The following is an 11,511-nucleotide window of genomic DNA, read 5'->3' as shown; positions in this document are numbered from 1 at the left end:
TTTTAAGACATGAGCTGGAGTTTATTTCTGTCCGATGTTACTGTTACTTACCTGAGGTTCGTGGCGATGGAGTTAATAAATTTCTCTTTTTCAATACTGTTGTCTGCGGCAATTGCAGATTTTGGCCAGAAGTAGTTTTTAGCATAAACTGCGGTGGCCACAACAGCAAGGGCATAACCGTTCACAACAGCTGCCGCATTAACGGCAAGCGCATAGTTAAACACGCCGCCGGCGGTTACTACGGCAAGCGCGTATCCAACGTACAGATAAACGCAATCTCCCGTTACCGGTCCATTAGCCTGAATTCGAGCATCGGCTTCTTTTATTTTCAAAATATGGGCCAACATTTCACCGCCAACCGCCAATTGTCTGTCGATAGCTAAACGGTTACCGCTGTAAACTACTTTGGAGAACTCATCGAAATAACCCGGATTAATAGACTTCATTTTTTGGATCACGAAATCCACCGTTTTCTTTGCATCCTCGCTGCTGGCCTGCTCTAGGGCTTGTTTATTGAAATATTCAGGCAGCAATTGGGCTACTGGACCTTGCCCGAATACGATACCGCGATAGAGGGTTTCTCCATCATATTTTGTATTTTGTTTTTTTTGAATGCCGGTGGCAAAGGCCGAACTAGTAAACATTAGCACAAAAACAAGCAGTAAGGAAATGTGCCTTATCCATTTCATTTTCATTGCTCCTTCCACAGTTATATTTTTGGTACATCCCTCCCCGTTCTAATACTACGCCACATCCCCCCTTTCAAAAGCAATTCAAGGTTTATTTCGATAAGCCGGGCTGCCTTAACAATGGTTCCTCGGCCTTACGTTGGACCCATTTGAATCGACTAAGTAGTTTGAACTCTTGCTCAACCGGACGCAGATACAAAATCAAAGCCCCGGTCATCACCAGTGAAAAACTGATTAATCCTAACAAAAGGGCAATCATCTCATGCAGACACAATGCAGCTAGGAGGAAATACTTCCATGTTCTTTTAGGGGCCAATAAGGATAGAACAAGGCTCATCTGTAGAAGTAATGTACCCCAGGTAGGGATCACGATTAGTTCAGAAGTCATAACAGGCTTCAGGAGTTCTCTGATGACGGGGGGCAATCCAAGCATGGGATCATTCAAAAAATAGTATACTGCGGTGCCGTCAATCCAAGTCTTTTCAAAGAGCTTGGCAATTGTGGAGTGCAAATATAAAATGGCCATTTGAACACGTATTGCGTTGAGGGAAACAAGCGCCGTGATTCTTTTATAAAGCGATAATTCAGTTAAAGGCGGTGTCTCATTTTCCCTGATCCAATGCCATTTACGCGAATCGGTTAATGCAACGGGCAGCAGCAGAGCAGTTATAACTGTATGAACCTGCTCCCCACCATCAATTGTGATAGCAGACACATTTAAGGAGTACGCGATCCAAAAGTGAATTAGGCCAGTATACCGCGGTCTCCACCCCGAAGCGACAATTAGTAATAGGAACACAGCAACCCAACGGAGAAGATTTAATTCAAAATAATCGCTCGACAGTAAACAAAAGAAGCTCACGGTCCCCTGGCAGAACGGATACTGCTCTAAACCGCTTGCGGGGCGAAATAATAGTTTGGCATCGTTTATGGCCAGCGTAAAGGCAGCCGATAAGGCCATGATCGACCTGGCAAGACCATAGACATTTGACCATGGATTAATGTTTGAAGCCCAATGTAATGCAGTCACACCGATTTTTGAGAACATGCCACTTTCACCCTTACCAATTTTGATGGCATTACCGTTTCTTCTCCACCTTTGCTCCAAGCCCATGGAATCGGCTCCTGGTAAACAAATCCTACATCACCACAAATCGTAGGAAAGGGAGATGGATTTTCCACCTCAATGGCTTGTAATTGATTCAAACATTCAACAGGATTTTCCTTGCATTCCGTTAAACTGTTCGAAGGAATTTTACTTGTTAACAAACCGGCTTCCACACCCTGACTTCTTCCGAAACGAAGCAATCCAAACGCATTATCCACCCGATTATTAGGCCATTGCCCTGCTAATTTATTCCCCGGAACCTCGTAGACATAAAAATAAGGCTCTCTTGGATTTTTGCTGTAAAACCCCCATCCTTGCGGAAACCATTGGATAATCTTGAGTTCCTCTTTTAACGGCAAAGAAGTTAAGGCATTGGCAGGAAGCGCGGTATGTATCGCCAACAGAAAAATATAAATCCAAAACAACGTAATAAGAGAAGTAAAGATCCCTATTCGGATATGTTTGGACTTTTTCAATGAGACCACCTCGAATGCAATAGTGCTACGCTGTCCACGATAACCGCGGAATTGGAGCCCAACTCCAGTGTAACGCGCTTCAATCCGGCTTTCGCGCGGATACTTTCACCGACGTATGGGCTACCGGTGAACGTAATGACATCGAGGCGGGGGGGGGGACCCGACGAATTATCGCCGATGACTCTGCCGGCGCTGGTGACGACGTTCTGAGCTCCGACCGGAAGCCCGGCTTCCATAAACAGCTCCACGATGAAAACGCGGATAACAGCGTCTGACCCGCAGGCTTCAAGACGACGGTATTGCCCGCGGCAATGGCTATCCTAACTCTTTGCCTCACGCTGGCTGCTTTTACGTTTGGACCTTTCGGTCCACTTCGCCTAAATCACTAGTAGGCGTTTACTCAATTCAAGAAAGGATACGTTCCAGACAGCCTTTCAAATCGGCAAAACTCTGCTAAACGCGTCATACCTGGCACCCTACAAGCATTTCTCCATCATATTTGGTAAAATAATAATTATAAGGAGGCGATTGGAAATGAATCACAAACTTGGAGCCATTGCATTACTTATAGGGTGCGTATTATTGAATGGTTGCGGAGCCGACGATACAAATAATAAACCAACGGAACCTAACAAAGGTGATTCTGCTTCGAATACTGTTACGAATAGACCTAGTGAAAATCAGGCTAAACCGATTGAGAAGGGGCCAGGCCCGCTCACCAAAGAGAACACTTCCATTGGAGGTATCCGTATTGGAGATACTCAAGAGCAAGTCAAATCCTTGCTTGGGGAACCGACAAAAATCACTAATGGCGGCGGCGGAACTCCGGAAGTCGAATGGTATTATGAGAAGCAGAATACCCGAATCCTTTTTTATCGTAATAGCGAGAATGAACCGATCGGTGGTGTGGAAAATATTTTATTGGCTAGTCCTTCTACGCTGAAAACGGATAAGAACATTGGCATTGGTGACTCAGCCGAACAATTAATGAAAAGCTATAAAAAAATTGAAACCGATGGTAAAAAAACGTTAGGATACTGGGTAACGGGTGCTAATCATACAGAAGGCGTATATCATCCCTACCTCCTGTTTCTAATGGATGACAACAATCGCATTAAGAACATCCAGTTATCGAATCATTTTATCGATCCGGCTAAAACAAAATAATTGAAGGAGGGGAATTTCCCCTCCTTCTTTACCCCAGTACTCTTTCCTTGTCTGCCCAACCGGAGCTGTTTAATACTGCGTTCAATCTTTGCCCCGGATAGCTATCGCCATTTCTCATATAGTGTCCTTCATTCCATGGTGACGCTCCGAACATCTCATTAGCAGCATACGTTCCTGTTAGAATACTTCCGCCAGATTGCGTACTGCCGGCAAATGCTTGGCTGGTCACCGAACTTACGATAGCCCCATCGTCATTTTTTACATTGTAGGCTTTTAAACCACCGGGAAAACCATTATAGTATGCATCACTGACATTTGTCGTTTGCTGAAAAATGGTTTTTGTTGCAGTACTTTGCCCATTGTAACGTCGGCTAAAGAGAGCTGCAAATGCATTCGCGCCATCCTCAAGTGTTTGAAAGACCGGGAAAGACCCGCAATACCCCTGAGGCGTATAGCCTTCGGTTCCTTTGGAGAAGCCGGGATTATTAATTGGAATCCCCCATTCTTGATACCAAACCCCTAAGATGAAAGACCTTGATACTCCAAGCACGGGAACAATAATGTTAGCATAATAAAGATAGTCATTCCAGAACGTATCGTAATTTGGTTTAGACGGATAGCCTGCATTTCCCGGGCAAACATAACTCATGTATAATCTCCTCCTATAGTTTAGGTAAACTTATTATTTTTTTGTCATACTCAAAAAACCAGGGTCTGTGTAGCGGGATATCTATGATTAATCGTTCGTTAGGAATTTTAATATCATAGAATTTCTCTACCAATTCCCCGATTAGTATTGGGTCGTATCCTTCATACACACGCCCCCCGATGATAAAAGACGGAACCAGCTGAAGATTTAACAATTTAAAATCTCGGCGGGCCTCAGGATCATGGACAACGTTTTTTACAATATGAGGGACGGAAAATTCTTTAAAGAAAGAATGCACTTGATTTCCTATAGGAGATAGGTCATCTTTAAAGATTTCAATCCGGTACCCATTCCATGAAGAAGTCATGTATAAGTTCCCTTAATAAGTTTTTTGTTTTCAGTTCTACTAGGAGATAAGGAACAATCAGAGGATTATCTCCAAACCCTCCAGATGTACCTTAGTAGAACTTACACTATATAAAGTGACTTTCCCGCGAAAAAAATCAACCTACCCATCAAATAAATAAAAAAAAGAAAAAAACATGGTCTCAATGAACCATGTTCATTTAGAATATCCGCATTCAGCAATAAACGCTGAGAAGTCTGGCGTTTTTTGAGTGTCGTATGCAAGAATGGTTTTGATTAGTAACAGCATGAGTTCTTGTTCCATGTCTTCTTGCTCTTGTTTATTGCGGAATTTACTTAATCTCTTTACTTTGGGATAAAATCGTTGTAGTAAGTGGCTTAATGCTTCTTGATCACCATTCTGGGCTTTGATGACTAATTCCAGTAAATCCGAATCATTCATTTTTTCGCCTCTCTTCTGAGGATATCGGCAACCTCCCCAATAGTTTCATTTAGCATGTCAATTTTTTTCTCAAAACGTAATAAAAGATAGCTGGTTATCGCGATTGGAAATCCAAAGTTGCCAACAGCAGTAATGAATAATTGTATCAATCCTTGATCATCCATTATCGTTCCATCCTTTCTTTCAAGAATTCAGGTTGTTTAGATGAGATTTTAATTTTTTTAGAACACTCTTTTTTGTTTTTGAAACTGCCTGCGTTGAAATGCAAAGCATGCTTGCTATTTCCGTATCTAATAAACATTGAAAATAAGACAATGTAGCGATCATTTTTTGCTTTTGTGTCAAGTTCGTAAAAGCCTCATACAGCTTTTCATTTTCAATATGTGCATGAAATTCACTTGATCCTCTAAAGTATTGATCTTCGTAAGGATTTTGGTTTAACAATAAAAGATCTCCTAAAGTATCATTATTACCTTCCTCTATAGGTTTATCAAAAATAAGAAGATTCCTATTTTGATGTTTTCTTCTTCTCCTGTCACGATCAATACAGCCATACTTAATTGTTGAGTTAAGGTATTTGGTAAATCTAACTTCGAAGAAAAATTTACGAAATTTATCATCAAGTTTCTTTTTAATGGACAAATCCTTTGAGCTAATAAATCGATCAAACAAATTAATATTTTCAGCATCATCGAAGAACTTTCTAATCGTCCAATTCTCAAATAATGCGGGGGCCTCTTTTTTAAATTCTTCAAATGGCGAAACACGCGCTTTATTTCTTGTCATCTTTTTTCCTCCTCCTTGATCGAATAGTCCACGTTAATTAAGTGTATTTAAGAGACAAAAAAACAACCAGTTATACCCATTTTATCAAAAATAAACAAACATATGTTCTTATTTTTTTAGAAATATACTTGAATCTGGTAACTTTTAATAACAAAAAAGACGTTACTGGTAGGCGGTTCAGCCTATCCTGTAACGTCTTCATACTTCGTAGAGTGCGAATCGATAATATACCTATTCATCCCAGTTCAACGGTTCAATTGCTCAAATTGATAAGCAATTGTTCTTTCTGGTCCCTTTCCTCGTTTACCGACTCCGGTTAAACACCACCAGCTTCAGCTCCGTCAATTCCTCCACCGCGTACTTGACGCCTTCGCGTCCGACGCCGCTTTCTTTCACGCCGCCGTAGGGCATGTGATCGAGCCGGAAGGTTGGAATGTCATTGATCATGACGCCGCCGACATGCAGCTTATCGATCGCGTTCATGGCGGTGTGCAGGTTGTCGGTATAAATCCCCGCTTGGAGCCCGTAGACGGAATGGTTGACCCAGTCTACCGCTTCCTCCACCGAGCTTACCTTGTTGATCAGCACAATCGGGGCGAACACTTCCTTGCAGGACACCTGCGCGTCGGGAGGGACGTTCAGCAGCACCGTAGGCGCGAGAATCCCGCCTTCGGCCGTTCCGCCTAGCGCCACGGTTGCCCCCTGCTGCGCGGCTTCCTTAATCCATGCCACGGCCCGCTCCGTTTCGCGTTCGGAGATCATCGCGGACACGTCCGTATCCGCATCCAGCGGGTCCCCAAGCTTGAGCTGCTTGGCTGCCGCGACGAATTTCTCGACAAATTCGTCATACCTGTCCTCCAGGACGTACACCCGCTGCAAGGAGATGCAGACTTGGCCTTGGAACGAGAAAGCGCCAGTAACACAGCGCGCAATAATGGAATCGATCCGGGCGTCGCTGTCCACGATAACCGCGGAGTTGGAGCCCAGCTCCAGCGTGACGCGCTTCAATCCGGCTTTCGCGCGGATGCTTTTGCCGACGGACGGGCTTCCGGTGAACGTAATGACATCAACGCGGGGGTCCTCGACGATCTTGTCACCGATGACTCTGCCGGCGCCGGTGACGACGTTCAGCGCGCCGGCCGGAAGTCCGGCTTCCATGAACAGCTCCGCGATGAAAAACGCAGATAACGGCGTCTGGCCCGCAGGCTTCAGGACGATGGTATTGCCCGCGGCAATGGCCGGGCCCAGCTTGTGGGCGACCAGATTCATCGGGAAATTGAACGGAGTGACCGCCCCGACTACGCCCAGCGGCTCTCTTACGGTATAGGCAAAGCGTCCTTCCCCTCCGGGAACGGCGTCCATCGCCAACGTCTCGCCGTGAATCCGCTTCGCTTCCTCGCCGGCCAGCTTATACGTCTGGATCGTGCGGTCCACTTCGATCAGAGCGGCTTTGATCGGCTTGGCAGCCTCCAGCGCGATGAGGCGGGCCGCTTCTTCGCGGCGCTGTTCCAGCAGGCGGGACACGGTTTCCAGAATGCGGGCCCGTTGGTGGGCCGGCATGCTTCGCATGACCGGCTTGCAGCGGACCGCCGCTTCGATCGCCTGCTCAGTCTCCGCGAGGTCAGCCGAAGCGATGTCGGCCAGCTTTTCCTTGGAGTACGGCGCGTACAGCGGGGTGTAAGTTTTCGTCTCGACCCAAGTTCCGTCGATGAATGCATGCTTTTTCATGAAGTGAATCCGCCTCCTTATGCGATACGATCAGTCCGCCTTGCCCGCGCCGGCCGATACAGCACTCAGCTCCGCCATGGCCTCGCTGATAATGTCGAGCCCTTCTTGCAACTGCTCCTCCGTGATGACCAGCGGGGTCAAGAAACGAACAATATTGCTGTGAACTCCTGCGCCGAGCAGGACCACTCCTTTTCGGTAACAAGCTTGCAGCAAGGCTGCTACGAATTCTTTCGCCGGCTTGCCGGTGTCCGGATCGACGAATTCCACGGCGCACATCGCGCCCAGCCCGCGAACGTCTCCGATGATTTTAAACTCGTCCTGCAGCTTGTGGAAATAACTGCGGATCGTGTCGCCAATAACACGCGATTTTCCCGGCAGGTCTTCGCGCTGCATCTTCTCGATCACGGCCAAAGCCGCCGCGCAGCCGAGCGGGCTTCCGCCATAGGTTCCGCCGATTTCGCCCGGGTTCGGGGCGTCCATAATCTCCGCTTTGCCGACGACGGCGCTAATTGGAAGACCTGCGGCGATCGATTTGGAAAGCGTGATGAGATCCGGCTCGATCTCGAACAGCGTCGAAGCGAACATTTCTCCGGTCCGGCCAAAGCCGGTCTGAATTTCATCGGCAATAAACAAGATACCATGCTTCTTGCAAATCTGAAAGACGCCCTGCACGAACGATTTTGGCGGAACGATGAAGCCTCCCTCGCCCTGCACCGGCTCCATAATGACCGCCGCCAGCTCTTCCGGGGCGACCTCGGTCAGCAGGAAATCCTCGAACTGCTTCAGGCAAAACTCCCCGTACTCTTCTTCGGTCATCGACGCGGGACGTTGGTACGGATACGGAAAAGGCGCTTTATAAATCGCCGGGGCATACGGCCCCATCTGGTATTTGTACGGCTTCACTTTGCTGGTCAGAGACATGCCGAGCAGAGTCCGGCCGTGGAAGCCGCGGGTGAACGAGACGATGCCCGTTTTGCCCGTATATTTCCGGGCGATCTTCACGGCGTTCTCGACCGCCTCCGCGCCGCTGTTCAAGAGCACGGCTTTTTTCGCAAAATCACCCGGGGTGATCTCCGCGAGCTTTTCCGACAATGCCACATAAGGTTCATACATTCCGACATGGAAGCACGTATGAATGTACTTTTCCGCTTGCTCCTTAATGGCGTCTACGACCTCGGCCGGGCTGTGACCCACGTTGATGGTGCCGATCGCACCGACGAAGTCCAGGAACACGTTGCCGTCCACATCGTACAGCAGCGCACCCTGCGCTCTCTCGACAAACAAAGGATGGTTGTTGCCTACTCCCTTGGACACCGTCTGCTGTCTCCGCTCTAAGAGCGCTTTTGTCTTCGCTCCCGGCAATTCGGCTGCAACCGATACGAATTTTCGTTGGGCTGTCATTGGATTGCTCCCCTTTCGGCTTGAAAAATTAACCGTTCGTTTCGTCTAATCCGCACCATTGGATAAGCGTCAAAGCAATGATTTCCGCCGCTTCCGTCACTTTGTCCAGCTCGATATATTCGTTCGGGTAATGGGCGACCTCCGTAACCCCCGGCCCGAACACGATGGCAGGCGTCTTGCCCGCTTGAGTCAGCAGGCCGCCGTCGGTCCCCCACGGGGACGCCTCGATAACCGGCTCCGCTCCGGCGACCTTGCGGTACTGCTCCGCCAAGGTATGCATGAGCTCATGCTCCATATCCATCGACCCGGGAATCCAGCGGGCGCCGAACCATTCCAACATCGGAGCGTGCTCCTTGAACCACGGGTCCTGCTCGGCAAGCCGCTCCAGCCACTGCTCCATCTCCAGCTTCGCTTCCTCGATCGTTTCCTCGGGCGAGACGCCCATCCGGCCTTCCAAGCGGACGAGGTCGGGAACCGAGGACGGCCAATTACCGCCCTGGATGACCCCGATGTTGATCGGGATCGGAATCGGCGTATTTTGATACAGCGGATCGGTGATCCGGGCGTTGCGCCGTTCCTCCAGAGCTTGAATGTGGCGGATGACGAGCATGCTTTTCTCGATGGCGCTGACTCCCTCATACCGGGTTCCGCCGTGCGCCGCCCGGCCTTTCACTTGAATCCGGAACCACATCGAGCCCTGCTGCTTCGGAAAAATACGCATATTCGTCGGCTCCGGGATGATCGCCGCATCGGCCTGGTAGCCCCGCATCACGGTCGCGAGCGTACCGGCCCCGCCGCTTTCCTCCTCGACGACGCTCTGAAAGATGACGTCGCCTTTCAGCCGGAGGCCCAACCCTTGGATCGCTTGGATCGCCAGCAGCAGGGAGACGTTGCCGCCTTTCATATCCGTGACGCCGCGGCCGTACATTTTGCCGTCCCGGATCGCGCCGCTGTACGGATCGTCCGACCACTGCTCGCGCTCTCCCTCCGGGACGACGTCGATATGGCCGTTCAGGATGATCGACTTCCCGCCGCCGGAACCGCGCAGAATGCCGACCACATTCGGGCAGTTATCGAAATCCGGCCGCGAGGAGCAAAAGTACGGATGTTTCTTCAAAGCCTCCCCGTCCAGCTCCCATACGTCGACCTCTAAGCCCATCTGCCGCAGCTTCTCGGCGACCAAAGCCTGCGCCGCCGCTTCATGGCCCTGCGTGCTTGGCACCTGCACCAGCCGCTGCAGGAATGCCATGCCTTCCTCGCTCTGCGTGCGCATCCACTGCTTAATCCGTGCCTGGAGCTCTGACATGTTTCTCCTCCTTGTGCGGAAGTAAGGTGAATAAAAGGCCGCTGCGCGTGCGGATCATTCTTCCGATCTCTCTTGTCCCCGGATTCTTTCATTCATTAACCCCTTAAGAGGTTAGAATCCGGAGACAAAGGCGACCGCTACGCTTCTCCAGAATGATTCCGCTCGCTCCGCTCCTTTTTCACCGAACATCTAAAAATTCGAAACCCTTTACGCCTCGCTCACATTCTCGTAGATCACCGTAAGGCCCATGCCTCCGGCCATGCACAGCGTCACCATGCCGTACTTCACGCCGGTCCGCAGCATTTCGTGCATCAGCGTCACGGTCAGCTTCGCCCCGGTAGCTCCTACCGGATGCCCCAGCGCAATCGCGCCGCCGTTGACGTTCACCCGCTCCGGGTTCAGCTTCAGCTCGCGGATGACGGCCAGCGCTTGCGCGGCGAACGCCTCGTTCAGCTCGATCAGCCCGATGTCATCGAGCGTCAGCCCTGCCTTGTGCAGCGCCTTATGAACGGCAGGCACCGGTCCGATGCCCATGACGCCCGGTTCGACTCCGGCGCTGGCGAACGCTTTGACCTTGAGCAGCGGCTGGATGCCCGCCCGCTCCGCTTTGCTCCGGGACAGCAGCAGCACGGCGGCCGCACCGTCGTTCATAGGGCAAGCGTTGCCCGCGGTGATGGTGCCGTCTGGCTTGAAGACGACGGGCAGCTTGGCGAGCTTCGCCAGCTCGATATCTTCCCGCAGCGACTCGTCGCTGTCGAAGAGCCGGACGCCTTGCCGTTCCTGCAGCTCCAGCGGCACGATTTCGTCCTTGAACCGCCCGCTGCGGACTGCGTCAGCCGCCTTGCGGTGGCTTTCGAAGGCAAACCGATCCTGCTCTTCTCGGGAAATGCCGTACTGCTCGGCTAATCGCTCTGCGGTCATGCCCATGTGCTCATTTCTCAACGAGCAGGTCAGCCCGTCAGCGAGCAGCGCGTCCTCCATCGCGACATGGCCGAACTTCGTGCCCCAGCGGTTTCGGACCAAATAAGGCACTTGGCTCATGCTTTCCACGCCGCCCGCAATGACGGCTTCCTCTTGCCCCGCCGCAATCGCCAGCGCCGCGCTTGTGATCGCCTTGAGGCCCGAGCCGCACGCTTTGATGACGACGTGACCCGGCACCGTCAGCGGAAAACCGGCCCTCTGCGAGCTGATTCGGGCCGAATTGAGCCCTCCCCCGTGCACGTAGCCATGGCCGAAAATAATTTCGCCCACCTCTTCCTTCGGCAGCGCCGTTTTCGCCATCAAGCCCGTCAGCACTTGACGCCCCAGCTCGGTGGCGGGCACATCCCGCAGCGACTTGCCGAAGGCTCCGACCGCCGTGCGGACCCCTGCCGCGATAACGACTTCATTCATC

General features: G+C 50.6%; 13 protein-coding genes and 1 pseudogene. 1 reads left to right on the top strand and 13 read right to left on the bottom strand.

Going from position 1 to position 11,511, the window contains the following annotated elements:
- Positions 1-47: 47 nt before the first annotated feature.
- The 4 genes and pseudogenes from PEH01S_RS06750 to PEH01S_RS06735 form a co-directional block, all read right to left on the bottom strand.
- Entirely contained in the window at positions 48-689 is a 642-nt protein-coding gene (locus tag PEH01S_RS06750) for a sporulation delaying protein family toxin (protein ID WP_025848557.1), read from the bottom strand.
- Between the two features lie 91 nt (positions 690-780).
- Positions 781-1,803 carry a sporulation-delaying protein SdpB family protein gene (locus tag PEH01S_RS06745; RefSeq protein ID WP_127484403.1) on the bottom strand — a complete coding sequence of 341 codons (1,023 nt, stop codon included), beginning with the start codon at positions 1,801-1,803 and terminating at the stop codon, positions 781-783.
- Complete coding sequence (locus PEH01S_RS06740; protein ID WP_246062808.1) at positions 1,716-2,282, bottom strand: SdpA family antimicrobial peptide system protein; 567 nt, start codon at positions 2,280-2,282, stop codon at positions 1,716-1,718. The genes PEH01S_RS06745 and PEH01S_RS06740 overlap by 88 nt, the downstream gene beginning before the upstream one ends.
- Positions 2,283-2,305: 23 nt before the next feature.
- Positions 2,306-2,610 (bottom strand): annotated as a pseudogene (locus PEH01S_RS06735) (aldehyde dehydrogenase family protein); the annotation flags it as partial.
- 197 nt (positions 2,611-2,807) lie between these two features.
- Between PEH01S_RS06735 and PEH01S_RS06730 the strand changes: the two are divergent.
- Positions 2,808-3,440, top strand: coding sequence for a hypothetical protein (locus PEH01S_RS06730; protein WP_127484397.1), 633 nt, complete (start codon positions 2,808-2,810; stop codon positions 3,438-3,440).
- A gap of 28 nt (positions 3,441-3,468) precedes the next feature.
- On the opposite strand, the gene PEH01S_RS06725 is transcribed toward PEH01S_RS06730, so the two are convergent.
- From PEH01S_RS06725 to PEH01S_RS06685, 9 genes are all read right to left on the bottom strand, one after another.
- Positions 3,469-4,089, bottom strand: a complete 621-nt coding sequence (locus PEH01S_RS06725) for a hypothetical protein (RefSeq protein ID WP_127484395.1) — start codon at positions 4,087-4,089, stop codon at positions 3,469-3,471.
- A 13-nt stretch (positions 4,090-4,102) separates the two neighbouring features.
- Positions 4,103-4,456, bottom strand: coding sequence for a thioredoxin domain-containing protein (locus PEH01S_RS06720; protein WP_127484393.1), 354 nt, complete (start codon positions 4,454-4,456; stop codon positions 4,103-4,105).
- A 195-nt stretch (positions 4,457-4,651) separates the two neighbouring features.
- A complete protein-coding gene (locus PEH01S_RS06715; protein WP_127484391.1) occupies positions 4,652-4,897 on the bottom strand; it encodes a helix-turn-helix domain-containing protein in 246 nt (81 codons plus the stop codon).
- Positions 4,894-5,061: a YvrJ family protein gene (locus PEH01S_RS06710; protein WP_108534929.1), complete on the bottom strand. Its 168-nt coding sequence runs from the start codon at positions 5,059-5,061 to the stop codon at positions 4,894-4,896. Before PEH01S_RS06710 ends, PEH01S_RS06715 begins: the two co-directional genes overlap by 4 nt.
- Positions 5,062-5,080: 19 nt before the next feature.
- Complete coding sequence (locus PEH01S_RS06705; RefSeq protein WP_127484389.1) at positions 5,081-5,683, bottom strand: sigma-70 family RNA polymerase sigma factor; 603 nt, start codon at positions 5,681-5,683, stop codon at positions 5,081-5,083.
- Between the two features lie 303 nt (positions 5,684-5,986).
- Positions 5,987-7,411 carry an aldehyde dehydrogenase family protein gene (locus tag PEH01S_RS06700; RefSeq protein ID WP_127484387.1) on the bottom strand — a complete coding sequence of 475 codons (1,425 nt, stop codon included), beginning with the start codon at positions 7,409-7,411 and terminating at the stop codon, positions 5,987-5,989.
- Between the two features lie 30 nt (positions 7,412-7,441).
- Entirely contained in the window at positions 7,442-8,812 is a 1,371-nt protein-coding gene (gene gabT / locus PEH01S_RS06695; RefSeq protein WP_127484385.1) for a 4-aminobutyrate--2-oxoglutarate transaminase, read from the bottom strand.
- 28 nt (positions 8,813-8,840) lie between these two features.
- On the bottom strand, positions 8,841-10,118 hold the full coding sequence (locus PEH01S_RS06690) for a peptidase (protein ID WP_127484383.1): 1,278 nt from the start codon (positions 10,116-10,118) through the stop codon (positions 8,841-8,843).
- 207 nt (positions 10,119-10,325) lie between these two features.
- Entirely contained in the window at positions 10,326-11,510 is a 1,185-nt protein-coding gene (locus PEH01S_RS06685; protein ID WP_127484381.1) for a thiolase family protein, read from the bottom strand.
- Between the last annotated feature and the right edge of the window lies 1 nt (position 11,511).

Origin of the sequence: Paenibacillus ehimensis NBRC 15659 (genome assembly GCF_004000785.1) — a bacterium.
Classification (GTDB): domain Bacteria; phylum Bacillota; class Bacilli; order Paenibacillales; family NBRC-103111; genus Paenibacillus_G; species Paenibacillus_G ehimensis.
Note: the sequence above shows the minus strand (reverse complement) of the source record. Positions and strands in the feature narration are given on the sequence as shown.